The organism is Vibrio cyclitrophicus (genome assembly GCF_024347435.1).
GTDB classification, from domain to species: Bacteria; Pseudomonadota; Gammaproteobacteria; order Enterobacterales; family Vibrionaceae; genus Vibrio; species Vibrio cyclitrophicus.
On sequence record NZ_AP025480.1, the window covers coordinates 701525 to 725594 of the forward strand.

Here is a 24070-nt window from a genome sequence, read left to right on the forward strand (position 1 = left end):
AGCTTGTTATTTAGTCATAAAAAAGGTACTCACCAAATGGGAGTACCTTAAGTATTCAATCAGAATGTAGGGTAAAACTAAGCGTTCACCGGTTCAGGTTTTGCTTCTAGTTTGTTCTCTTCTGGAGATAAGCTTTTCTCGTATTGACCGTACCTCTACCATGCGTAGCCAAGGAAGATCAAGATACCGCCCGCGTTGTAGAAGGTTACGGTCATGATGTCTGTGCCAGTTGGGTTGTCTTATGGTACGAAAGGCACATCAATTGGTAATAGGAAACCTTCATCTGCGTATTTAAGATCGCTGTGGCCTTCCATTGGCCATGCAATAGTTGAAAGTAGCTGAACCGTTCTCTCTGAAACGTATTTGCATTTTTTCTTATGCATAATAGGTTCTTAGTGAATACGAGTACTTTTGGTTTGATATAATTATTAGTAAAGTATTTACTGAATTATTGGATGGTTTTATTTTAACTTAATCACGTTTTTATGGTCTTTTTGCGGTGCTGTGTGATCCACTTAAAAGAATGCTATTGGTTGATTTATGCAGCAGGTTAAAAAGGAGGATATGTGTCGATTGATATATGTGATGAGCAAAAAAAGGCCACCTTAAATAAAGGTGGCTTTGGTTTATTTATTTGATATTTATAACTATTTTGTTGTGTCGCGCAGCTTAATTTTGCTTGGTACATAGACGCGTAATGGGATGGTTCGGCCGTCGCGCGCTTTCTCTATCAGAAGGTTAACACCTTGAATTCCCATCAGTTCAGAATGGATACGAACCGTTGATAAAGATGGGAAAGTAAACTTAGCGGTTGGGATGTCATTTACACTGATCAGCGCAATATCTTCAGGAATGCGCAATCCGTGTTCATGTATCGCTCGTAAAACGCCAATAGCGATGGAATCTGATGCAATAAACATGGCTTTAGGGTAGTCGTCAGTCGCGAGCATCTGTTTTGCAAGCTTGTAACCTGATGAGCTAGAGAAGTCACCACGGTAGATGTCTTGCTCACTGATAACGTTCTTAAGGCTACCGTATTCAGCAAAGGCTACTTCGCGAATATCAGGAGTGTTGACGTTATCTTGTCCGCCAATAAAACCAATGCGTTGATAGCCTTGGTTGATAAAGAAGTTGGTGATCTCTTTGCTGATCAAAGCCAGGTCGATATCGACAGAGTCATAAGGTTCAGAGTGATCAGTGAAATCGACATAACAGATATTATCGCTTAGCTTTTTGGCTTGTTCGATAACCTCCGGTGTCATTCTTCCTACTAACAAAACACCTGTGATTGGCGTTGAGTTAATCTGTATTTTGCTCTCATAACAGTTGGTTAGCTTAACTTCCATCTTTTTACATTGGGTTTCAATCCCATGGCGGATTGATAGGTAGTAAGGGTCGTTAACTTCAACTTCTTGCTTGTAGTTATACAGTGCTAGAAAGTGATGGTTTTGTTTTTTACTGCTAACGGTTTTTCGTGAGCTGCTGGTTTTGTATTCCAACTTCTCTGCAATTTCAAAGATACGCCTTTTGGTCTCTTCCTTGACGCTTAATGTTGGATCTTCATTGAGAACCCTTGAAACTGTAGCCAATGATACATTCGCTTCAGTCGCGATATCTTTTAACGTTGCCATACTCACTTCCTGTTATTGGAATATTGCGCTGCTTTGAAATTGGTATTTAGTAAAAAAGCAATGCACCTCTTTATTCTACAAACCTATTGTAATCAAACTAGACGTCATTGCATTAACTTTTAGTAAAATAAATGCTCAACTCATTTGTGATGTCTAAAACCTAACTATCTATAATTATATTATTAAGATTCAATGGTTTAGAGGTTAATATCTATGCGTTATCTCTATGTCTTATTCTGTACCAATGATTAAACTTAGTGTAAACGTTTACACTTCGTGGTTTTGATCACAGAATTATAGTCAAAATGGCTGCTACTATTTCTGACATACGGTGCTACTGAGCTGAATATCAGTTCGAGTTAGCCCACGAATGACGACAAAGAGAGGTTGATTGTGAAAGTACTGGTTACGGGCGGCATGGGTTACATCGGAAGTCATACATGCATTCAAATGATACAGGCAGGTATGGAGCCGATCATTGTTGATAACCTTTGCAATAGCAAAGAGCTAGTGCTGGAACGAATCGAATCGTTAACTGGCAAGCGACCAACGTTTTATCTTGGCGACATTCGTGACCAATCTTTTCTAGATAGCGTGTTTTCAGAGAATGATATCCAAGCCGTGATTCATTTTGCTGGTCTGAAAGCGGTAGGGGAGTCGGTGGCTAAGCCTTTGGAGTACTACGATAACAACGTAAATGGTTCACTGGTGTTAGCTCGAAGCATGAAAAAAGCAGGCGTGAAAAGCATCGTGTTTAGTTCTTCGGCTACTGTTTACGGTGATCCAGAAGTGGTGCCGATTACTGAAACTTCACCAACTGGCGCGACAACTAACCCTTACGGTCGCAGTAAATACATGGTGGAAGAGTGCTTGAGCGATCTATTCAACGCTGAAAACGACTGGAGCGTGACGTTACTGCGCTACTTTAACCCTGTTGGTGCACATACATCAGGCACCATGGGTGAAGACCCACAAGGTATCCCAAATAATCTGATGCCGTTTATTGCTCAAGTAGCCGTTGGTCGCCGTGAAAAATTGGCTGTTTTTGGAAACGATTACCCAACAGTCGATGGCACAGGCGTTCGTGACTATATTCATGTAATGGATTTAGCGGATGGCCATGTCGCAGCGCTAAAAGTGGTGGGCGAGAAAGCGGGCTTACACATTTACAACCTAGGTACGGGCAAAGGCTCAAGTGTACTCGAGATGGTTGAAGCCTTCGCACAAGCATCGGGCAAGCTAGTTCCTTATGAACTATGCCCACGCCGCGCAGGTGATATTGCCGAATGTTGGGCAAGTACTGAAAAAGCAGAGCGAGAGCTTGGCTGGAAGGCGACGCGCAGCGTGATGGAAATGACGGCGGATACGTGGAATTGGCAGTCGAATAACCCGAATGGCTACTAGCCTTAGCCTGTGTGATTGAAGCTGCCTAGCTGCAACTCCAATTTCATTGGGGAATGCAAAGGTAATAGATGAGAAAAGAGAGATTCCAGATAACTCGTCCCTCTATTCTGGAATGACGAATTTTAAAACTACGATTTCTGAACGTCATTCCCTACAGCGAGGAACGAGCGTGATAGGGAATCTCCTTGTAGAAGAATTATTCATCTTGGTGAATTGACCAAGACACAAAATTTGAGAGCAACCTAAACATGTCAAAAGTTGAATTTAACCCAGTAGACCACCCACATCGTCGTTATAACCCATTAACGGGTCAGTGGATCTTAGTATCACCGCACCGAGCAAAGCGTCCGTGGAGCGGCCAAGATGAAAAGCCATCGACTGCGCAACTTCCAGCGTATGAGAAAGAGTGTTTCTTGTGCCCGACCAATACGCGTATCTCGGGTGACGAAAACCCAGATTATGATGGTACTTACGTATTCAGTAACGATTTCGCGGCGTTGATGCCTGATTCACCTGACGCTCCAGAGTCTGAAAACCCTCTATTCAAGACTCAAGGTGTTCGCGGGTTGAGCCGCGTTATCTGTTTCTCTCCGGACCACAGCAAAACGCTGCCAGAGTTACCAGTTAATAAAATCCGTGGTGTGATTGATACCTGGAACGAGCAGATTGAAGAGCTAGGTAAAGATTACCTATGGGTTCAAGCTTTCGAAAACAAAGGCGAGACCATGGGTTGTTCTCAGCCTCACCCACACGGTCAAATTTGGGCGAACAGCTTTCTGCCAAACGAGATTGAACGTAAAGAAAAGCTACTGAAAGAGTACTTCGAGCAACAAGGTTCGAACCTGTTAGTCGATTACGTTGAAGCTGAAATGAAAGACGGCTCACGTACTGTGGTTGAAACTGAACATTGGATTGCCGTAGTGCCTTACTGGGCAGCGTGGCCATTTGAAACTATGTTGCTACCAAAAACACACATTCGCCGTATGAGTGAACTGACTGACGAACAACGTAATGATTTAGCGCTTGCGATTAAGAAGCTGACCAGTCGTTACGATAACTTGTTCCAATGTTCATTCCCTTACTCAATGGGCTGGCACTATGCACCGTTCTTCGAAGAAGGTACGGACATCGATCACTGGCAACTGCATGCGTTGTTCTACCCGCCACTGTTACGCAGTGCTTCGGTTCGTAAGTTCATGGTGGGCTACGAAATGTTGGCGGAATCTCAGCGTGATTTAACCGCAGAACAAGCCGCGCAACGTCTTCGTGATTTGAGTGACGTTCACTACAAAGAGCAGGAATAGCCTACTTCGTAGATAACGAGCGAGATTCCTGATATCTCGTCCGTCGATCCTGGAATGACAGTTTCATTGAAACGTTTAGCGTCAATCCCGAGAGTGAGGAACGAAGAAGTCGGGAATCTAAAAGAATTAAAGTGGTGTCGTAAAGGGGCCATAACCAATTGATTAAAGAGTTAAGCAGAGAGTTTACTTATGTCTGATCTGATCCAAAACGTGAAAGCATCTTTTGAGCAAGTCCTTGGTTACCAAGCGACTCACATAATTCAAGCTCCAGGTCGTGTGAACCTGATTGGTGAGCATACCGACTACAACGATGGTTTTGTTCTACCGTGTGCCATTAACTACCAAACGGTAGTCGCAGCGGCTAAGCGTGACGACAACATCGTGCGTGTAGTATCAGTAGACTACGGTAATGCAGTAGATGAGTTCGATTTAACTCAAGAGATTACATTCCAACAAGACAAAATGTGGGCTAACTACATTCGTGGTGTGGTGAAGTGCCTAATGGGGCGTGGCTTTGAATTTACAGGTGCCGACATCTCTGTAACCGGCAACGTGCCCCAAGGTGCGGGTTTAAGTTCTTCTGCGGCTCTGGAAGTGGTCATCGGTCAGACATTCAAGGTGCTTTACAACCTAGAGATTAGTCAAGCGGAAGTCGCTCTGAATGGTCAGCAAGCCGAAAACGAATTCGTTGGTTGTAACTGCGGCATCATGGACCAAATGATCTCTGCAGAAGGTCGTGCAAACCACGCGATGCTGTTGGACTGTCGTAGCCTAGAAACAACGGCTGTCTCTATGCCAGAAGATATGGCTGTGGTTATCATTAACTCAAACAAAAAACGCGGCTTAGTCGACAGCGAATACAACACGCGTCGTGAGCAATGTGAAGAAGCGGCGCGCATCTTTGGTGTTCCGGCACTGCGTGATGTGACCATTGAACAATTCAAAGCGAAAGAGTCTGAGTTAGATGAAATGGTCGCGAAACGTGCTCGTCACGTGATTACTGAAAATGACCGTACCGTTGAAGCGGCTCAAGCTTTACGTACTCATGATATGAAGCGTATGGGCGAGTTGATGGCAGAATCTCATGCTTCAATGCGAGACGATTTTGAAATCACAGTGAAAGAGATCGACACGTTGGTTGATATGGTTAAAGAAGTGATCGGTGAGCAAGGTGGTGTACGTATGACTGGCGGCGGTTTTGGCGGTTGTATCGTGGCATTGGTTCCACCTGCATTGGTTGATGAAATTAAAACAGCCGTTGAACAGAAATATCAAGTGGCGACGGGGCTAAAAGAATCTATTTATGTGTGCCAAGCTAAAGACGGAGCGGGTCTTGTTGAAGTAATCTAGCTGTTTAGATACTTAATGCTCAAAAGCGAAGGTCTACCGAGTAAAAAGATCATGGTAGGCTAAATAGTAAATCCTTTACCTAATGTAGAGGTTTTTTGCTGGCACTAGAAAGGAATTTAGAATGACCTCAGAGCAGAATTTGCATCAATCCATGACACAAACGGCAGCCTATGATGGTCAACCTGCTCAGTTAGTTACTTTGTCCAACAAGCATGGCATGCAAGTCACCTTCATGGATATTGGTGCAACGTGGTTGAGTTGTATCCTGCCAGTCAAAGGAAACAAACGTGAAGTTTTGTTAGGTGTAAACTCAATGGAGAACTTCGAGAAACAAGCCAGTTATATGGGCACAACGGTTGGTCGTTATGCTAACCGCATTGCCAATGGTCGTTTCAAAATTGACGGCCAGAACTACAAGTTGGAAACCAACCAAGCGGGCAATACCTTGCATGGTGGTCCTGATGGTTTTGATAAACGTCGTTGGAATATTACCGAGCAAACAGAAACGTCAGTGGTGTTTACTCTAGAGTCTACTGATGGAGACCAAGGGTTTCCGGGGAATTTGAATGTATCGGTGCGTTATGACATAACCGAAGATAATCGAGTTTCCATTAACTACTCTGCAACCGCTGATAAGCCAACCGTGGTTAACCTAACGAATCACGCATACTTTAATCTACTAGGGGCGAATAACGGTCACGATTGTCTGTCTCATATTGTTAGTATCAATGCTTCACAATATTTACCAACTAACGCTGTTGGTATCCCATTAGGCAATTTAAAGGCGGTGAAATCGACTAGCTTTGACTTCAGTCAGCCTATGATGATCTCTGAACGTTTGCTTGGGGATGAACAACAAAAAGCGGCCAAAGGTTATGATCACTCTTTTCTTTTAGCGGATGGCTGTAAGCGCGATAAATGCGCAGCTACAGTGACGTCGCCTGATGCACTTGTCACCTTGAAAGTCTTTTCTACTAAGCCAGCTATACAGCTGTATACCGGAAATTGGTTGGGTGGAACACCCAATCGAAACGGTGGCACTTATGAAGACTATGCAGGTATTGCATTGGAAACCCAGTTCTTACCAGACTCACCTAACCACCCAGAGTGGAAGCAAGAAAGTTGTATTCTTAGGCCTGAACAGGAATACCACTATCGAACTTGTTACCAGTTTGAATTTTCGGGGGATTATTCAAACTAGTCCATTCTAGCTCAAAACGGTTTATGCTAATTGGCTCCAACAAAGGGATTATTGTTGGGAAGAGTATGGTGAGAAAGCCCTAACAGAACTGCTTCTGTTAGGGCTTTTTTTTGTTTGATGAGTTGACTAAAATTTAGATTTTCTCTACCGAATTTCGGCGCACTAAAGTAGGAGAGAACATCATAGGCTCGGAAGAGGTACCTCGACCTTTAGCTAGCACAAGCGCTAGGCGAGTGGCTTTCTCTGCCATCATCTGAATAGGGTAGCGAATCGTAGTTAGCTTAGGGTGTACATAACGCGCAATTAAGCCGTCATCAAAACCAACAATCGATACTTTATCTGGTGCTTGAATACCGTTTTCATCAAGTACAGATAACGCACCAGCCGCCATGTAATCGTTGTAAGCCACAAGGCCTGTAATCGGGAGAGATTTGGTCAATAGGTTGGTCATTGCGTACTCGCCACCGTCACTGGTTGGAGCGGCGTATTCAATGTAGCTTTCAGACAGCGCGATTTTGTAATCAGAGAGTGCAGCTAGATAGCCTTGCACTCGTTCATCGGCATCTTCAATGCTGTGTGATGAAGCGATACATGCGATGTTCTTGTGACCATGACGAATCAAATATTCTGTAGCAAGGTAAGCGCCTTTCTTATTGTCTAAGAAAATACAACGCTCGGCGATTTCGGCAATATAACGGTTGATCAACACTAAGCCTTTTACTTCTTTTGCGTAGGCGATGAGTTCTTCATCCGTTAATCCCTTGGAATGGATCACCAAGGCATCACAGCGACTATTGATCAGCAACTCAATGGCTTGTCTCTCTTCTTCACGATCGTGAGAACCATTGCCGACAAGGATATGTTTACCGTTTTCGCGTGCGACATTATCAACAGCCTTAACTAAGGTGCCAAAAAAGGGATCGGAGATATCACCCACTAACACACCAACCGTGTTCGTGCTTTGGCTTACAAGCGCACGAGCATTGGCATTCGGACGATAGCCGAGTTTTGTCATGGCTTTAGTTACAGACTCAATTGAATTTGCACTTGCCTTCGGAGACTTGTTTACGACTCGAGATACGGTTGCAACTGAAACACCAGCTTCCTTTGCTACATCTTTAATTGTTGCCATCTTTTACCTCTATTCATTGCTGTATCTATTTAACACCGACAATGAAGGTAAGGCAATGAAACTCTCATTTTACTTCCATTAATGCGATCTTTACCGCTTGTAACTATTAGTCTTAATGCTAGTGTAAACATTTACATTTTACTTAATTTTAGTAAATATTTTTAATGAGTGGAAACCAATCAATATAGGAAGTGAGAAATGGATACTGTCTCTTATGGTGACTTTGCTAAGTTAGAAATGCGTGTGGGTAAGATCATTGAGGTTGTGCGTCATGAAAACGCAGACAAGCTTTACATTGTGCAAGTAGAAGACGCTACAAACGGTAACCAGCCTTGTCCCTTACTACACCGAAGAAGAGTTAATGTGCAAACTAGTGGTTGTATTGTGTAACTTAGCGAAAGCGAAGATGAGAGGCCACACCTCTGAGTGCATGTTGTTATGTGCAGAAACGGAAGGTGAATCTGAAAGTGTACTGCTGACACCAGAACGTGTGATGCCAACGGGTATTCGTGTCGTTTAAGCTCGCTTTAGGTTGGTGAGTCAATGTGTTCACCAACCTAAATTAGCTATGTATATTAACTAGCCGCGTACGGTCAGTATCAAGCCATCAATTACACTATGGTGATGATCGGAAACTCCTGCAAGGTTGCCGTATTTAGGCTGGTGGCGATCATTTTCTAATGGGTGATGCCAACCTTGTGTGTGTTTAACAAAGTGCGCCGCAAAGCTTTCAGACACCTCTAAACATCCTGCTAATACCGTATCGACATAGGTTTGAACGATAGGACTGTTCTCGCAAGGCGCTTCAATTTCGTTTTTGATGTATACCCAAATCGATTGATCCTGCTTGAACTCAGTGTTGCTCTCTATCTGATCGGCTTTGAGTTCGATTCGGTGATAACCGCGTTCACGGCGATCAAAATCAGCCAGTGTAATATCATCAACCTCAAGCAATACTCCATTCACTTGACCATCTCCTGGATTGACTATGAGGGGGGACAACACGTAACTGTCATCAATTTTACTCCAATGGCGCACTAAGCCATGCACAATTGCAGGAATGGCCTGTCCAGTTTGACCTGTTAGTTGACGTGAAGAGGAGTTGATTAAGCTACCGTAACCGAAAATATACATCGCGTTCCCTGTCTGTTCTTTTGAATTTGAGACTAGTCTTACTATATGTTCCAAGTAACTAAATGTCAGTAGTTATTATTTTTAACACTTTCGTGTCTAATTGACATGTATTGGTGTGTTTAATTGACTCTTTTCTTTGTGTTTTTTACGCGTTTATGATTGTTTTTATTGGGTTTATACCTTTGGCGCGTTTCGTGCATTACTTAAATAAAAATAACAGTAATGATGACTGCATCATGAATTTGGCTATTTATGCCAATTCCATATAAGCCATTCTTGGCCGTTATCTGAAATGAGGAACGAGTTTGTTAAATATCACAGATAAAAGTGTAGAAGACGCAATTCCAGCCTATCTGCGTTTAGGCTTCCGACCTTTCTTCTTTTTGGGCAGTCTCTATGCCGTTATCGCTATCGTGGCTTGGGTTGTCATGTTCCAAAATGGTCAGCCGGAGATTTTAAAAGTCCCTGCGCTTTGGTGGCACGTACATGAAATGTTGTTTGGCTTTGCTATGGCGATTGTTGTCGGCTTTGTTTTAACGGCGGTGCAAACGTGGACGGGAGTCAATGGCACTAAGCATTATCGATTGGCTGCCTTAGTGGGATTATGGCTTGCACCTCGCCTTCTATTTTGGACTCCTGCACCTTTGTGGCTGATCTCATCGGTTGAGGCGCTGTTTATGATCTTTGCCGCTTACGAAATTGGTTTCCGAGTTGTGAAGTCAAAAGGCTGGAAGAACTTGTTCTTTGTTCCGTTGTTTATACTGGCTATCGTGGCGAATTTTGCTAGCTATGCAACCATTAAGGGCATGCCTCCATTTCCATCGTCTGCAGTATGGCACGCGATGTTGTGGTGGTTTACGTTGTTATTGTCTGTAATGGGTGGACGAGTGATTCCATTCTTTACGGCGCGTCGTTTTGATTTTGAAAAAGCACAACCACTCGTTTGGTTAGAATGGTTAGCGAATCTACCTTTGGTTGGTTTATTTGTGTTGAGCTTCTTCCCATTAACTTTTGCTCAAATTGGCAATCAATTGATGGTATTTGCGGGAGCAGCTCAATTGGTACGCTTCATTCGCTGGAAACCGTGGACGACATTATCTGAACCTTTGGTGTGGTCACTGCATGCGGCTTACTTATGTATTCCCTTGAGTTTGTTGCTGAGAGGTTTGTTGGACAACCCGTTCGCAAGCCATAACATGTTGCACCTGTTTGCTATTGGCGGTCTGAGTGGATTAATTCTAGCGATGATTACGCGTGTGACGATGGGGCATACTGGTCGTGCTATCTATAAAGGGCAGAGTATGGCTTTGGCGTTCTCTGCTATTTTTATCGCAGCACTCGTTCGCAGTTTAGGCGTGACTTTCTTCCCTGCCTACTTGTTTGAAATTGTGAACATCAGCGCAGGTTTGTGGACGTTAGCGTTTGGTCTATTTATCTGGAAGTTTGGCATGATGCTGTTAACCCCAAGAGTGGATGGTCACCCAGGCTAAGCGTATTGATTTTCGAACTCATTTTGAAAGGGAAACATTGAGCTTCCCTTTTTTTGATCGCTGCATAGGTCCATTTTTTAGTGAATATTTTCAGCAAGATATTGGCGCACTTGTGCAATGAGAGCTTCTTTGGCGTGAGGTGAGATGAAACTGGCTTCGATGGCGTTAATACTGAACTGTGCTAATTCGTTTTTCGTCACCATGTGAGCATTGACGACGGCGAGGAAGTTATCATTCATATACCCGCCGAAGTAAGCGGGATCATCGGAATTGATGGTGACGCATAGCTCTCTTCTCAGCAACTCGACGATGTTGTGCTCTTGCATGGTGTCGAAGACTTTGAGCTTGGTATTCGATAGTGGGCAGACCGTCAGCGGTGTGCGTTTAGCGATTAGCTGTTCCATCAAGTTTTCATCTTCAACACAGCGAACGCCATGATCAATTCGGGTAATGCTTAACAAGCTCAGTGCGTCGATAATATTTTGTGCTGGGCCTTCTTCTCCGGCGTGTGCGACGGTCAGGAAGCCTTGGTTGATAGCTTCTTGGAATACATGTTTAAATTTCTCTGGCGGGTTGCCCTGTTCTGATGAATCTAGCCCAACGGCAATGATCTTATCTTTATAGGGAAGTGCTTGTTTGAGCGTTTCAAAAGCGCTGTCTTCATCAAGGTGACGCAGAAAGCACATGATCAGTTGGCTGCTGATGCCAAGTTCTTGCTCTGCTTGATTCAAAGCTCGAGTGATCCCACCGACTATGACTTCAAAGGCAATACCGCGTTCAGTGTGAGTCTGAGGGTCGAAGAATATTTCGGTATGAACCACATTATCTTGCTGGCACTTCAGTAGATAAGCCCATGTCAGGTCGTAGAAGTCTTGTTCATGAATGAGTACGTTAGCGCCTTGGTAATAGATATCGAGAAAGGACTGAAGATTGTGAAATTGGTACGCGTCCCTTACTTGGTCTGGGTTTTCAAAGGGAATTGAAATGTTATTACGCTTGGCGAGTTTGAACATCAGTTCTGGTTCTAACGAACCTTCAATATGTAAGTGCAGTTCAACTTTAGGTAAATTTTTGATAAAGCTATCCATAGCAACCCCTTCGCTATTGTAATTATGGGCGGAGTAGGTGAGATGTTTCGATGGTGAGATCCGAGTCTATAGGCTATCTCTTTCATTTATCTCTATTTGAGCATAGTTCATTTGCTCGTTATCGAGAAAGTGCCCCGTAAATTGGAAGCTATTTTGGAGTTATGAACGAATTGAAATGACTCGCAAACGATTTACCGCACTAGAGTGTGATCCGCTGCAAATATTTGCAGCAATATGTGTTGATTTGTGCTCTAATACCGCGCTTACCAAGGGATGGTGTTAAAAGATACCCACTTAGATGGAGTTATCAAAGTTGACCGATCCCGTAATGATCTCCCTTAGGAAAAAATAGAACATGTCTAAGAACAAAAAATTTGATATCCGCCTTACAGAAAAACGCAACGGTTGGTGTGCAGAGATTACTCGTCAAGTAACATCTCGCAGTACTACAGTATCTAAGCGTGAGTCTGGTTTCGAAACTGAAGCTCTAGCACAAGAGTGGGCAGAGAAAGAACTAGCATCTTTCATCGCAAACCAAGCAGAACGTAACGAGCGTAAATCAGAGCAGCGTAAAGAGCGTGACGAACTACGTCACACTAAAGAGCTTAAAGCTGAGCAAGCTCGTGAAGCACGCGCTAAAGCTCGTGCAGAAGAGGAAGACGCTGAGTAATTCGGTGCACGATTAACTTATAGGTCCCTTAATTTTAAGATAAGGGACTTATAAAAAAAGCCCCAATATAGGTGACTATATTGGGGCTTTTTCGTTTGTGGAGTTCGTTTCTATTTTGCCTAAGAGCGACGGTTTTTATTTATCGTTTTTAACGTCGCTCTATCAAGCTTTAATCAGTTGTTCAGTGTGGTTAGCCAATCGTCTTCTGCTACTTCTTCAATGTAGCTTTCTACTGATTGGCCTACTTCTTCATCGTCTTGTTTGAAGTAAGCAATGTGGAATACTGCATCACCTTCGTTGACAAGAGGCAGCGTTTGCTGGCCAATCACAATACCACCTTTGGTTGTGATCACTTGGCCTTCTTCGTGGCCCAAAGGAGAGCTGATGTAAGCTAGAGTTTGCCCAGCCTCAACTTGTTCACCAAGTCTTACCATATTACGCAAGATGCCGTCTGATTCAGCGCGGATCCAGCTGGTGGATTTGCTCAATACTGGCTCTGGCAACTTCTTACGGTTAGGGCGCAACATGCCTATTTCTTTCATCACTTGATGAACGCCTAGATAGCCTGCACGAATCGCTAAAGGATCAAAACGCAGCGCTTCACCACCTTCATAAGTCAGTACCGGGATGCCCAGTTTTTCAGCTTCGCTACGCAGTGAACCATCACGCAAAGGTGAATCAATGATTACTGGCGTTGCGAACGCTTTCGCAATTCGTAATGTTTCTGGATTTGATAGGTTTGCACGAATCTGTGGCAGGTTAGTACGGTGAATAGCACCTGTATGTAGATCCAAAATGTAATCACAGTGCTTCGCTACGTTTTCGAAGAAGGTGTAAGCGATGCGTGATGTCAATGAGCCTTTCTCACTACCTGGGAAGCAACGGTTTAGGTCGCGACGGTCTGGTAAGTAACGAGATTTATGAATGAAGCCAAATACGTTTACGATCGGCACAACAATTAATGTACCTTTCAGTTTATTAGGTTCTATTGCGTTAGTTAACTGTCGTGCAATCTCAACACCGTTTAGCTCATCACCGTGAATAGCAGCGTTTACCATTAGTGTTGGGCCAGCTTGGCGACCGTGGATGATCTCAATCGGGATCGAAAGTGGAGAGTGCGTGTAAAGCTGAGCTGCCTGTAGTTCAATCTCTTTTCGTTGTCCTGGCTGAACAGTATAACCAAGTAATTCGAATGGTTGATTAGGTTTTAGTCTTGCCATTTAGGTTGTTCTCAACATAGTGATAATTCGTTAACACGGAATGTAGCAATCGTTGATTTTTAGTACGAATCAATCGCTTTACTGTGACGACAAAACTTTTTTATGGAGGGGGTTGGTTATTGGTTTCAATTTTTAATTTGCGATAATTTTGGGTGTTTCAATTTGTGATTTTTCTGACAATTTATTGATTTTAATCTGATAATTCAGAATGTGATGGCTGCTATTATCCATCGCCATTTTTGGTGGCCAAATTCAAATATCGAGATAAAAATGAAGAAAACAATTTCAAAAGTCGTAGCTCTGGCGGTGGTATCAGTTGCTTTATCTGGCTGCGTTGGTAGCAACGCAGTGACGGGGTACTTAATGAAATTCAACCTTAAAGCTGTTGATAACCGTTATGCTCGTGGTGGTTTAAACTTATTGTTAGCACCAGCTTACGGTCTAACTATTGCTGCCGATTACTTAGTGTTCAACTCGCTAGAGTTCTGGACGGGTAGTAACCCTCTAACTGGTACCCCGCATATCTTTGATACTAAGATGGATACTTACCTTGATATTAACCATCAACTGGATCCGTCTCTAACGGAAGCGCCGGTAGGTCCTATCACAAGTGCTGATATGATCGAAAAAGGTCAAATGCAGCAGATCGATGAAAACACTATCCAAATGGATATTACATACCAATCTGGTGAGCGTGCTACATTAATCGGTGTTCGCGATGGCGAGATGGTGACGTACTTCATCGATGGTGAAGTTGTGGCACAAACTTCAATTGATGAGCTAGAGAGCTACGCGGCTACACGCGCTTAATTGCTTGTTTAGTCACAAATAGTCGATTACAAAGATTAGATACAGAAACAGGTACTCATTGAGTACCTGTTTTATTTTGTTTTGAATAAACGGTGCTTACTGTAAGCAGCATCTATTGAGTATATATATTATCGAATTATGCTTTTTCTGGGATTGCTTCAAGCAGTGCAACCATTTGGTTCCAGAATAGCTCAACTGTGTCGATCTTCACTTTCTCATCAGGAGAGTGTGGGAACTTGATTGTTGGGCCGAAAGAAACCATATCCATATTCGGGTAAGGTTCTTTGAATAGACCACACTCAAGACCTGCATGGATAACCATGATGTTTGGCTTGTGACCGTAGATACCTTCGTACATGTCGCGGAAGATATGCATAATTTCTGAATCTGCGTCTGGTTTCCAACCTGGGTAAGCACCAGAGAACGAGATGTTAGCGCCTGCTAACTCAGCAACAGAGTGCAGCATGCTTTCTACTTGGCTACGACCTGAATCGATCAAAGAACGGATCAGGCAAAGCACTGTGATTGAGTTCTCTTCTGTTGTGATAACACCTACGTTTAGAGACGTTTCAACAACACCTTCAATCTCGTCACTCATACGAATCACGCCGTTTGGACATGCGTTAAGTGCCGCGATAAAGCGAGCTTGTTCTGCTTGAGTAAGAGTACCCATTTCAACGGTTACTTCTTCGTTGAATGTTACGATGCTGTCTTCGATTTTACCCAGCTCTGTAGATAGAAGCTCAGTGTAGTAGTTGTATAGCGAAGCCAGTTTCTCTTGGTTTTCAGCCGGTACTGCAACCGTTACGAAGCCTTCACGAGGGATAGCGTTACGAAGGCTACCACCTTTGAACTCTATGATACGAAGGTCTAGATCTTTTGCGTGACCCGCTAGGAAACGAGCAAGTAATTTGTTTGCATTTGCACGACCCGTGTGAATATCACAACCAGAGTGACCGCCTTTAAGGCCTTTTAGCGTTAGCTTACGTGTAACGAAATTATCAGGGACTGCATCACGAGTGATGTCGAAAGTCATTGCACCGTCGATACCGCCAGCACAACCCATGTACACTTCGCCTTCTTGCTCTGAATCGGTATTAAGAAGGATATCGCCTTCTAACCAACCCGCTTCAAGACCGAAAGCACCAGTCATACCCGCTTCTTCATCTACGGTTAGTAGAACTTCGATAGGGCCGTGTTGGATTTCGTTTGAAGCAAGAACGGCCAAACAAGAAGCCATGCCCATACCATTGTCGGCACCAAGTGTTGTGCCTTTTGCAGTAACCCATTCACCATCAATGTACGGTTGGATTGGGTCTTTAGCGAAGTCATGAACTGTGTCTTCGTTCTTTTGTGGAACCATATCGATGTGAGCTTGTAGCACGACACCTTTCTTGTTTTCCATGCCCTGTGTCGCTGGCTTCTTGATGAATACGTTGCCCGTTGGATCGCGACGCACATCTAGGCCTTGCTCTGTTGCCCAAGCAATAATGTATTGAGCAAGCTCTTCTTCGTGCTTTGAAGGGTGTGGGATTGAACAAATCTTATCGAAAAACTGCCAAATAGGGGCAGGGGACAATTTACTGATCTCAGAATGGAATTCAGACACGGATGACTCCTTTTTTATTTGATAACCATATATTTAGGATTTGGATGGATGGAAAGTTAGAACAAAAATCTAAAATATGGGTCTGTTTTGATGGCAACAGCATACCACTTGCGCGTTTTGACGAGTAGCGCTTCTAAGCCCCAGACTCCTCAAATTTTGAAAGCTAGATTGTTCATTTGATCATAAGTAAGTGTCTTGATGCTTATAATTAATTCAGGCAAACGTTTATTTAGTTCTGTTGTGTAATTTAATTACGAGATTTAGTTTGTAAAATAACCATAAGTAGCTAAAAGTGTGATGTGAAGCAGGAAAAGCTTGTAATCTTTTTTCTTTGAGGTATATTAATAACCAACTTCTTAAGTGAAGAGTAAATGCTCAAAGGATGAGTCCGTTTTATCGCCTCCAGGGAACCGAGAAATCAAATTCGTTTTTATTGATTTATTAAGGTGATAGTTATGAAAGGTTTACCATCTGCAATGTTCTGGCTTAACAGCTCTGTTTACACTAGCAACTTTGCATACCCAACAAGCTTTGGTTACTAATACCAGCTGCTTGTAACTTGAACAGTTTGTTCACCCCTATATATTGGAATTCTTTTACAACCCTTTGGTTGACTGATTCTACCGCCACTCATTTTTGAGTGGCGTTTTTTTTGCCTGCTACTTTATCGCCTATCTTGTTCCCAACCACTTTCATTCATTATTTCTCTGTCATTCGTTGCGGTTATTTTTTAAACGCCAAACGATCAATTCACGCCTTATTACGAATCCTGTTGAAAAATACACAACTCTTGTGGGTTTCATTTGAGAATTTGATGGCTAGATTCTCAATGAAAATAATCGATGGTCGAAAAAGTAATCAAGTATAATTGTTGTTTTTTTTTGTTTTGTTTTGTTTTAAATCTTTGTTTTTAATGATTATTTAATTATGCAGTTTATGTTTTTAATCGCTTTGTTTCATACGCCATTCGGATAAATATTAATTAGAGCCTTAATTCTATCTGGAATTTGTTATTTGATAACTTTATAATCCACAGCCAATCGATTACGCAACCGTTTACTTTTTACCCTTATAGGATTCGATAATGTTCGAAAAGCTATTCAAACTCAGTGAAAATGGCACCAATGTGCGCACTGAAATCATCGCAGGTCTAACAACCTTCCTAACAATGGCTTACATCATTTTTGTAAACCCAATGATTCTAGCTGACGCTGGGATGGACCATGGCGCTGTATTTGTAGCAACCTGTTTAGCGGCTGCTATTGGCTGTTTCATTATGGGCTTTGTTGCTAACTACCCAATTGCTCAAGCTCCAGGCATGGGGTTGAACGCATTCTTTACCTACGCTGTTGTAATGGGTATGGGTTATACGTGGCAAGTTGCTCTGGCAGCAGTTTTCGTATCAGGCGTAATCTTCATTTTCTTAAGTATCTTTAAGATTCGTGAATGGATTATTAACTCGATCCCTATGTCTCTGCGTGTTGGTATCTCTGCAGGTATCGGCCTTTTCTTAGCGTTCATTGCACTTAGCAATGCTGGCATCGTGGTTTCTAACCCAGCAACTAAGGTTTCACTGGGCGATATTACCGCGGTTGCTCCTATTCTAGGCGCACTGGGTTTTTTCCTTACTATTGCTCTCGTTCATCGTGGTGTTAAAGGCGCAGTAATGATTGCTATTTTAGCAATCACAGCGATTGGTATCGCAATTGGCGACGTTCAATATGGCGGTATCATGTCTACACCGCCAAGCCTAGCACCTACATTCATGCAGCTTGATTTCTCTGCTGTATTCGAAATCGGTATGATTTCAGTGGTATTTGCATTCTTGTTTGTCGATTTATTCGATACTGCCGGTACTTTGGTTGGTGTTGCAACAAAAGCAAACCTAATTAAAGAAGACGGCAAACTACCACGCTTGAATAAAGCACTACTCGCTGACTCTACAGCAACGTCTATCGGTGCATTATTAGGTACATCAAACACAACCTCTTACGTAGAAAGTGTTGCTGGTGTTGCTGAGGGGGGGCGTACCGGCCTAACAGCAGTTGTTGTTGGTATCTTATTCTTACTGGCTCTTTTCTTCTCGCCGCTTGCAGGCATGATCCCGGCTTACGCAACATCTGGTGCACTGTTTTATGTAGCAATTCTAATGATGTCTGGTCTAGTTGGCATTGATTGGCGTGATCTTACGGAAGCTGCACCAGTCGTGGTAACATGTTTGCTAATGCCGCTGACGTACTCTATTGCTGAGGGTATCTCACTAGGTTTCATCGCTTACGCTGCAATTAAGCTGCTAAGTGGTAAAGGTCGTGATGTTTCACCTGCAGTGTGGGTAATGTCGGCTATCTTTATTCTTAAATATATTTTCGCTTAATCGTCTAGATTTCTGCTTAATCGTTGAAGAGGCTATGTTTCGCATAGCCTCTAATAACATGACAAAATTATTAGGTTTTATACTATGAGCAACAAATTCGTTATCACTTGGGACAACATGCAGACTTACTGCCGCCAACTAGCAGAAAAGCAAATGCCAGCAGAACAGTGGAAAGGCATCTGGGCAGTAAGCCGTGGTGGCTTAGTTCCTGGTGCAATCTTGGCCCGTGAGCTAGGTATTCGTCACGTAGATACGATTTGTATTTCTAGCTACGACCACGATCACCAACGTGATATGACGGTAGTTAAAGCACCTGAGGGTGACGGCGAAGGCTTCCTTATCGTTGAAGACCTTGTTGATAGTGGTGACACTGCACGTAAACTTCGCGAAATGTACCCGAAAGCGAAACTAATCGCAGTTTGTGCAAAACCATCTGGCGCACATTTACTAGATGAGTACATCGTTGATATCGCTCAAGACACTTGGATTGAGCAGCCTTGGGATACTAGCTTAAGCTTCGTTGAGCCAGTAAATCGCAAGTCAAAATAAGCGTAAACTTAGTTTTTTGAGAAATGACCCTTTATAGGGTCATTTTTTTTTATATTATTAGTGACAACCATTTCTTATTAAGTGTCCCTATGTCTGAATCAGAAGAAACGAGCTCGAACCTTTCGGAAACCTTGTTTGTAAAGCATAAGCAGGCTAAAGAAACCTCAATGCTGACGCGCTACATGCCAAGCTCAGAAGAGCTATTGGATGAGAAGCGTAAACAGCAAAATTCATCATGGTATCGAAATTTAAGGCGTCTTCAGTGGGTATGGCAAGGCGTTAACCCAATAGAGCAAGAAGCGGTGTTAGCTCGAATTGCGTCGTCAGATAATTCTCGCACGACGGACGAGTGGTTAGATACCGTCATGGGTTATCGCAGCGGTAACTGGGCATACGAGTGGACTAAGCTTGGTATGCAGCATCAAAATCGCTCTAATGAAAAGAACGGTGAAGAGATGGCTGAAGAGCTGTTTTCAGCATCGTTATGTTTTAGCATAGCGGGTTACCCACATCTCAAGAACGACAATTTGGCAGCTCAGGCTCAAGTGCTGGCGAACGCGGCTTATTCTGAAGCCATCAAGCATACCAAGCTGATCGTTAAGCAACTTGAAGTGCCGTATCAGAATAAGAAAATTAAGGCGAACTTGCATCTCACCAAAACAGATAAACCTCAGCCTGTTGTGATTGTGAGCGCTGGACTAGACAGTTTGCAAACCGATATGTGGCGCTTGTTTAGAGATTACCTAGCCCCTAAAAACATTGCTATGTTGACGGTCGATATGCCGTCGATAGGGCACAGTGCGCATTGGCCTTTAACTGAAGACTCGTCTTGCCTTCACCAAGCTGTGCTCAATGAACTGCCTAGCATCCCATGGGTCGATCACCACAAGGTCGGCTTGTTTGGCTTCCGTTTTGGTGGCAATGCGATGGTGAGATTATCTTTCCTAGAGCAACATAAGCTCAAAGCGTGTATCTCTTTAGGCGCGCCAATTCACGATATCTTTGTTCATGCAGACAAATTGAAACAGATGCCTAAAATGCATTTAGATGTGTTAGCTTCGCGTCTGGGTAAAGGTGCGGTAGATATCAATAGTCTTTCTGGGCAACTGATGGCTTGGTCACTCAAGGTACAAGGCTTGCTGTCGAACAGTAAAACCAGCGTTCCTATCTTGGCACTAGCCTTAGAAGGAGACCCTGTTTCACCACCAATGGATAATCAACTGGTTGCTATTTACAGTGATTACGGCAAAGCGAAGAAAATCAAAGCTAAATCAATTACACAGGGTTATGAGCAATCCCTCGAATTGGCGATAAAATGGCTTGAGGATGAATTATTTAGATGACATTTCTCCTAAATTAGTTAAGCATGAAAAGTGTACAAACTAAGTACCTGATACTCAGAGGTAATTTATAAAATCCAATTGCGTACTTTCTACGTATTGCAGTCTGAGTAACGTCATTCTTAACATTGAAAATGGAGATTCAATATGTCAGAAGTGACACAACAACCTACGCATTATCGTTTGTTGAATGTTTTAAAGGCGATTGGGCCTTACTTAAGAGAACCACAATCAGAAGAAGGTCATTATATTTTTGATTGTTTATCTGTGTGTGTGAACGATAAAAAATCACCAGAAGAACGTGAGTTTTGGGGTTGGTGGTTAGAGTTGGATAAGTCGGAAGAGGGATATTCGGCGAAATACAACATCGGCAAGTACAACATCGATGGCAATTGGGATTGCTTACCATTGCCGAAGAAGGCGGTAGCTGAAGTGTCTCGCACTCAAGAAGCTTTCCACCAAAAGCTGGTTGACGAACTTCAAAATAAGTTTGAAATCAGCGTTCAATTCGACGAAGAGTCTGTCGAATTCGTCTGATTTTAAAGGTTACTCTTCTCTATAAAGTAAAAAGGTGCGATTTCGCACCTTTTCTGCTTGTGAATTCCCCTGTTGATTGCTAAAACATCACCTCTTATTTGTTTTATCTATAAAAGACTTCATGACAACAAATCATCAAAGCGGGACAACAACACAGAGTAAAACTGTCGTTGTTAAACTGGGTACCAGTGTCTTAACTGGTGGAACATTGGCATTAGATCGTGCTCACATGGTTGAGCTGGTTCGTCAATGTGCTGAATTAAAAAAACAAGGCCACTCTGTGGTTATGGTTTCGTCTGGCGCAATTGCTGCTGGGCGTGAGCACCTTAGTTACCCCGCACTTCCCAACTCGATGGCGAGCAAACAGTTGCTTGCGGCAGTTGGGCAAAGCCAGTTGATTCAAGTTTGGGAGTCTTTGTTTGCTATCTATGGCCTTAAAATTGGCCAGATGCTACTGACTCGTGCCGATCTCGATGATCGCGAGCGTTTTCTTAATGCTCGCGACACGATCAACGCACTCGTTGAACACGATATTATTCCGGTGGTTAATGAAAACGATGCAGTAGCAACCAACGAAATTAAAGTGGGCGACAACGATAACTTGTCGGCACTGGTTGGTATTTTATGTGGAGCCGATAAGCTTCTGCTATTAACCGATCAAAAAGGCCTATTTACGGCAGACCCTCGCAAAGATCCGAATGCAGAGCTCATCAAAGAAGTGAAAACCATTGATGACACATTACGCAAGATCGCAGGCGGAAGTGGTACTACGTTAGGTACCGGCGGTATGGCGACTAAACTGCAGGCGGCTGATATTGCTCGTCGTGCCGGTATTGAAGTGATTATTGCGGCGGGTAGTGCTGAAAATGTGGTGTTTGACTCGTTGAGTGACAATCCACAAGGTACTCGTTTTTTGCCTCTAGAAGAAGCGCTTGAAAACCGCAAACGCTGGATTTTAGCTGGCCCTGCATCTGCCGGTGATATTGTGGTTGATGATGGCGCCGTTAATGCTGTGAACACTAAAGGTAGCAGTCTGTTGGCGAAAGGGGTCATTCGAGTTCAAGGCGAGTTTTCTCGTGGTGAAGTTACCCAAGTTACAGACATCAAAGGCAAGGTAGTGGCGCGTGGTATCGCTAGCTACTCGAGCCAAGACTTAGCGAAAATCGCAGGTAAACACAGTAAAGATATTGGTGAGATACTGGGTTATGACTACGGATCAGAAGTTATTCACCGTGATGACATGGTAGTGATTCAAGAGTAGCTCGTGATGATAAGGCGATGCACTGCGAATATACATAATCGTAAAGCGCCTTTTTACATCCAAAGACAGACAGAACTTAGGGAGAGTTAAACGTGGATTTAACTAACATGGGTATCGCAGCAAAAGACGCTGCTTTCCACCTAGCGACCGCTTCAACGGCGCAAAAGAACAAGGCATTGGCGATCATCGCTGATGAGTTAGAAGCAAACGCAGCAACGATTTTAGAAGCGAACGCAAAAGACATCGAACTTGGTCGTGAAGCGGGTTTAACTGACGCATTGCTTGATCGTCTATTGCTGAATGAAGAGCGTCTAACAGGTATCGCTAACGATGTACGTAACGTAATTAGCCTGAATGATCCAGTTGGCAGCGAAATGGACAGTAAGGTACTGGAAAACGGTATGTCACTGTCTCGTCGTCGTGTACCACTTGGCGTGATTGGTGTTATTTACGAAGCGCGTCCAAACGTAACTATCGATATTGCGGCACTGTGTCTAAAAACAGGTAACGCAAGTATCTTACGTGGTGGTAAAGAGACATTCTTCTCAAACATGGAGCTGGTTAAAGTTATCCAGTCTGCATTAGAGAAAGCGGAGCTTCCAGCCGCTTCAGTTCAGTACATCGAAAAACCTGATCGTGAGCTCGTTTCTCAACTGCTTAAGTTGGATGATTACGTGGATATGATCATTCCTCGCGGCGGCGCTGGCTTGCACAAGATGTGTAAAGAGAACAGCACGATTCCAGTGATCATCGGTGGTTTCGGTATCAGCCATATTTTTGTTGATGAAAGCGCTGACCTTGAGAAATCCGTTGATGTTGTTGAAAACTCTAAAGTTCAACGCCCATCTGCCTGTAACTCGCTAGATACATTATTAGTGCACGAAGCGGTTGCTGAAGCTTTCTTAGCGCAGCTAACACAGCGTTTAGCCGGCAAGGTTACTTTGGTTGCTGACACTAGTGCAAAATCGCTGCTAGCGGGTTTTGAAGACCAACGTGATGCGGTTGAAGGCGACTTTGACACTGAATGGTTAAGCTATACGTTAGGCGTGAAAGTCGTCGCGGATGTGGCAGAAGCGATTGACCACATGCGCGTCCACAATGCGAGCCACTCAGACGCGATCATGACGAATAGTCTAGAAAGCTCAGAGCGCTTTATTAACTCAGTCGGTTCTGCGGCGGTTTATGTGAATGCATCAACACGTTTTACTGATGGCGCACAGTTTGGTCTGGGTGCTGAAGTAGCAGTGTCTACTCAGAAATTGCATGCTCGTGGCCCAATGGGTTTAGAAGAGCTGACAAGCTACAAATGGGTAGGCAAAGCGAACTATTTAGTTCGCGGTTAACGCTGGTCGTTAATTTTACTCATCAGCTCATTTTTGAAATGGCGATCGAGTAGCAATAATCAATGAATCACCACACAAAAGGGCCTTAATTGGCCCTTTTTCTTTCCTAACGTTTGGCAATTCCGTTACACTGATATTCAATTATTTGGAGGTGATATGCATTGTCCTTTTTGTTCAGAGAACGACACTAAAGTAATCGATTCAAGACTGGTAGCCGATGGCCATCAGGTTCGTCGTCGCCGTCAATGCCTTGCATGTAGTGAACGTTTTACTACTTTCGAATCGGCAGAGCTTGTGATGCCTAAAGTCATTAAGTCGAATGGAAACCGCGAACCATTTAATGAAGATAAAATGGTAGGTGGTGTTCAGCGTGCCCTAGAAAAACGCCCAGTGAGTGCTGATGCGATCGAACTTGCGATCAGTACTATTAAGTCACAACTCCGTGCAACTGGTGAGCGTGAAGTACCAAGCGAGATGATTGGTAATCTTGTGATGGGCCAATTGAAAGAATTGGATAAAGTGGCGTACATCCGTTTTGCCTCTGTTTACCGCAGCTTTGAAGACATCCGAGAGTTTGGCGAAGAAATCGCTAAATTAGAGGACTAACCCCTCAGTCATGTCTA

At 43.4% G+C, this 24070-nt stretch carries 21 protein-coding genes and 2 pseudogenes; 15 read left to right on the forward strand and 8 right to left on the reverse strand.

The features are described from left to right. Positions 1-77 precede the first annotated feature (77 nt). The 3 genes and pseudogenes from OCW38_RS22960 to ebgR form a co-directional block, all read right to left on the reverse strand. Positions 78-233: pseudogene (locus tag OCW38_RS22960) on the reverse strand (amino acid permease); the annotation flags it as partial. A gap of 6 nt (positions 234-239) precedes the next feature. Beyond that, a complete protein-coding gene (locus tag OCW38_RS03290; protein ID WP_261895690.1) occupies positions 240-383 on the reverse strand; it encodes a hypothetical protein in 144 nt (47 codons plus the stop codon). A gap of 264 nt (positions 384-647) precedes the next feature. Further along, complete coding sequence (gene ebgR, locus OCW38_RS03295; RefSeq protein WP_261895088.1) at positions 648-1631, reverse strand: transcriptional regulator EbgR; 984 nt, start codon at positions 1629-1631, stop codon at positions 648-650. A 393-nt stretch (positions 1632-2024) separates the two neighbouring features. Between ebgR and galE the strand changes: the two genes are divergently transcribed. The 4 genes from galE (at position 2025) to galM (ending at position 6890) form a co-directional block, all read left to right on the forward strand. Then, on the forward strand, positions 2025-3035 hold the full coding sequence (gene galE, locus OCW38_RS03300; RefSeq protein WP_016767619.1) for a UDP-glucose 4-epimerase GalE: 1011 nt from the start codon (positions 2025-2027) through the stop codon (positions 3033-3035). A gap of 248 nt (positions 3036-3283) precedes the next feature. Further along, complete coding sequence (locus tag OCW38_RS03305) at positions 3284-4339, forward strand: UDP-glucose--hexose-1-phosphate uridylyltransferase (protein WP_016787772.1); 1056 nt, start codon at positions 3284-3286, stop codon at positions 4337-4339. Between the two features lie 189 nt (positions 4340-4528). Beyond that, on the forward strand, positions 4529-5689 hold the full coding sequence (gene galK / locus OCW38_RS03310) for a galactokinase (RefSeq protein WP_010436297.1): 1161 nt from the start codon (positions 4529-4531) through the stop codon (positions 5687-5689). Between the two features lie 121 nt (positions 5690-5810). Beyond that, the gene (gene galM / locus OCW38_RS03315; protein ID WP_010436301.1) at positions 5811-6890 is read left to right on the forward strand and encodes a galactose-1-epimerase; all 1080 of its coding nucleotides are present in this window, start codon (positions 5811-5813) and stop codon (positions 6888-6890) included. Between the two features lie 133 nt (positions 6891-7023). Here galM and OCW38_RS03320 read toward each other — a convergent pair whose 3' ends face one another. Further along, positions 7024-8022 carry a substrate-binding domain-containing protein gene (locus OCW38_RS03320; RefSeq protein ID WP_010436305.1) on the reverse strand — a complete coding sequence of 333 codons (999 nt, stop codon included), beginning with the start codon at positions 8020-8022 and terminating at the stop codon, positions 7024-7026. A gap of 198 nt (positions 8023-8220) precedes the next feature. Between OCW38_RS03320 and OCW38_RS03325 the strand changes: the two are divergent. Beyond that, a pseudogene (locus OCW38_RS03325) lies at positions 8221-8542 on the forward strand (tRNA-binding protein). A 59-nt stretch (positions 8543-8601) separates the two neighbouring features. Here OCW38_RS03325 and OCW38_RS03330 read toward each other — a convergent pair. Further along, positions 8602-9156, reverse strand: coding sequence for a gamma-glutamylcyclotransferase family protein (locus OCW38_RS03330; protein ID WP_010436312.1), 555 nt, complete (start codon positions 9154-9156; stop codon positions 8602-8604). Between the two features lie 305 nt (positions 9157-9461). Here OCW38_RS03330 and OCW38_RS03335 point away from each other — a divergent pair, with 305 nt between their 5' ends. After that, entirely contained in the window at positions 9462-10646 is a 1185-nt protein-coding gene (locus OCW38_RS03335; protein ID WP_016767617.1) for an NnrS family protein, read from the forward strand. Between the two features lie 77 nt (positions 10647-10723). Here OCW38_RS03335 and OCW38_RS03340 read toward each other — a convergent pair whose 3' ends face one another. After that, positions 10724-11734, reverse strand: a complete 1011-nt coding sequence (locus OCW38_RS03340) for an adenosine deaminase (RefSeq protein ID WP_261895093.1) — start codon at positions 11732-11734, stop codon at positions 10724-10726. A gap of 355 nt (positions 11735-12089) precedes the next feature. Here OCW38_RS03340 and OCW38_RS03345 point away from each other — a divergent pair, with 355 nt between their 5' ends. Next, complete coding sequence (locus OCW38_RS03345; protein WP_010436335.1) at positions 12090-12404, forward strand: DUF3622 domain-containing protein; 315 nt, start codon at positions 12090-12092, stop codon at positions 12402-12404. A gap of 173 nt (positions 12405-12577) precedes the next feature. Here the strand turns inward: OCW38_RS03345 and OCW38_RS03350 are convergent, their stop codons facing one another. After that, positions 12578-13624, reverse strand: coding sequence for a succinylglutamate desuccinylase/aspartoacylase family protein (locus OCW38_RS03350; RefSeq protein ID WP_010436338.1), 1047 nt, complete (start codon positions 13622-13624; stop codon positions 12578-12580). Positions 13625-13894: 270 nt separating this feature from the next. Between OCW38_RS03350 and OCW38_RS03355 the strand changes: the two genes are divergently transcribed. Next, positions 13895-14434, forward strand: coding sequence for a DUF3332 domain-containing protein (locus OCW38_RS03355; protein WP_010436340.1), 540 nt, complete (start codon positions 13895-13897; stop codon positions 14432-14434). 136 nt (positions 14435-14570) lie between these two features. Here the strand turns inward: OCW38_RS03355 and OCW38_RS03360 are convergent, their stop codons facing one another. Further along, a complete protein-coding gene (locus OCW38_RS03360) occupies positions 14571-16043 on the reverse strand; it encodes an aminoacyl-histidine dipeptidase (RefSeq protein WP_016791859.1) in 1473 nt (490 codons plus the stop codon). 1084 nt (positions 16044-17127) lie between these two features. Between OCW38_RS03360 and OCW38_RS03365 the strand changes: the two genes are divergently transcribed. The 7 genes from OCW38_RS03365 to nrdR all read left to right on the forward strand — a co-directional run bounded on the left by OCW38_RS03365 (position 17128) and on the right by nrdR (position 24053). Next, entirely contained in the window at positions 17128-18417 is a 1290-nt protein-coding gene (locus OCW38_RS03365) for an NCS2 family permease (protein ID WP_010436344.1), read from the forward strand. Between the two features lie 84 nt (positions 18418-18501). Next, positions 18502-18966 carry a xanthine phosphoribosyltransferase gene (gene gpt / locus OCW38_RS03370; protein WP_010436346.1) on the forward strand — a complete coding sequence of 155 codons (465 nt, stop codon included), beginning with the start codon at positions 18502-18504 and terminating at the stop codon, positions 18964-18966. A gap of 89 nt (positions 18967-19055) precedes the next feature. Further along, positions 19056-20309 (forward strand): esterase FrsA, encoded by a 1254-nt coding sequence (frsA, locus tag OCW38_RS03375; protein ID WP_261895097.1) that lies wholly within the window; start codon positions 19056-19058, stop codon positions 20307-20309. A gap of 144 nt (positions 20310-20453) precedes the next feature. After that, positions 20454-20843: a sigma factor-binding protein Crl gene (gene crl, locus OCW38_RS03380; RefSeq protein ID WP_010436351.1), complete on the forward strand. Its 390-nt coding sequence runs from the start codon at positions 20454-20456 to the stop codon at positions 20841-20843. Positions 20844-20919: 76 nt separating this feature from the next. Next, positions 20920-22104 (forward strand): glutamate 5-kinase, encoded by a 1185-nt coding sequence (gene proB, locus OCW38_RS03385; RefSeq protein ID WP_171343695.1) that lies wholly within the window; start codon positions 20920-20922, stop codon positions 22102-22104. A gap of 92 nt (positions 22105-22196) precedes the next feature. Further along, positions 22197-23447 (forward strand): glutamate-5-semialdehyde dehydrogenase, encoded by a 1251-nt coding sequence (locus OCW38_RS03390; RefSeq protein WP_065100271.1) that lies wholly within the window; start codon positions 22197-22199, stop codon positions 23445-23447. A 156-nt stretch (positions 23448-23603) separates the two neighbouring features. Further along, positions 23604-24053, forward strand: a complete 450-nt coding sequence (nrdR, locus tag OCW38_RS03395; RefSeq protein ID WP_004734394.1) for a transcriptional regulator NrdR — start codon at positions 23604-23606, stop codon at positions 24051-24053. The last annotated feature ends 17 nt before the right edge of the window (positions 24054-24070 follow it).

Bases quoted from the DNA above. Each gene is read 5' to 3' on its own strand.
- OCW38_RS03290 (WP_261895690.1), bottom strand. From the start codon at position 383: ATGCATAAGAAAAAATGCAAATACGTTTCAGAGAGAACGGTTCAGCTA.
- ebgR (WP_261895088.1), bottom strand. From the start codon at position 1,631: ATGGCAACGTTAAAAGATATCGCGACTGAAGCGAATGTATCATTGGCT.
- OCW38_RS03305 (WP_016787772.1), top strand. From the start codon at position 3,284: ATGTCAAAAGTTGAATTTAACCCAGTAGACCACCCACATCGTCGTTAT.
- galK (WP_010436297.1), top strand. From the start codon at position 4,529: ATGTCTGATCTGATCCAAAACGTGAAAGCATCTTTTGAGCAAGTCCTT.
- galM (WP_010436301.1), top strand. From the start codon at position 5,811: ATGACCTCAGAGCAGAATTTGCATCAATCCATGACACAAACGGCAGCC.
- OCW38_RS03320 (WP_010436305.1), bottom strand. From the start codon at position 8,022: ATGGCAACAATTAAAGATGTAGCAAAGGAAGCTGGTGTTTCAGTTGCA.
- OCW38_RS03330 (WP_010436312.1), bottom strand. From the start codon at position 9,156: ATGTATATTTTCGGTTACGGTAGCTTAATCAACTCCTCTTCACGTCAA.
- OCW38_RS03340 (WP_261895093.1), bottom strand. From the start codon at position 11,734: ATGGATAGCTTTATCAAAAATTTACCTAAAGTTGAACTGCACTTACAT.
- OCW38_RS03345 (WP_010436335.1), top strand. From the start codon at position 12,090: ATGTCTAAGAACAAAAAATTTGATATCCGCCTTACAGAAAAACGCAAC.
- OCW38_RS03350 (WP_010436338.1), bottom strand. From the start codon at position 13,624: ATGGCAAGACTAAAACCTAATCAACCATTCGAATTACTTGGTTATACT.
- OCW38_RS03355 (WP_010436340.1), top strand. From the start codon at position 13,895: ATGAAGAAAACAATTTCAAAAGTCGTAGCTCTGGCGGTGGTATCAGTT.
- OCW38_RS03365 (WP_010436344.1), top strand. From the start codon at position 17,128: ATGTTCGAAAAGCTATTCAAACTCAGTGAAAATGGCACCAATGTGCGC.
- gpt (WP_010436346.1), top strand. From the start codon at position 18,502: ATGAGCAACAAATTCGTTATCACTTGGGACAACATGCAGACTTACTGC.
- frsA (WP_261895097.1), top strand. From the start codon at position 19,056: ATGTCTGAATCAGAAGAAACGAGCTCGAACCTTTCGGAAACCTTGTTT.
- crl (WP_010436351.1), top strand. From the start codon at position 20,454: ATGTCAGAAGTGACACAACAACCTACGCATTATCGTTTGTTGAATGTT.
- nrdR (WP_004734394.1), top strand. From the start codon at position 23,604: ATGCATTGTCCTTTTTGTTCAGAGAACGACACTAAAGTAATCGATTCA.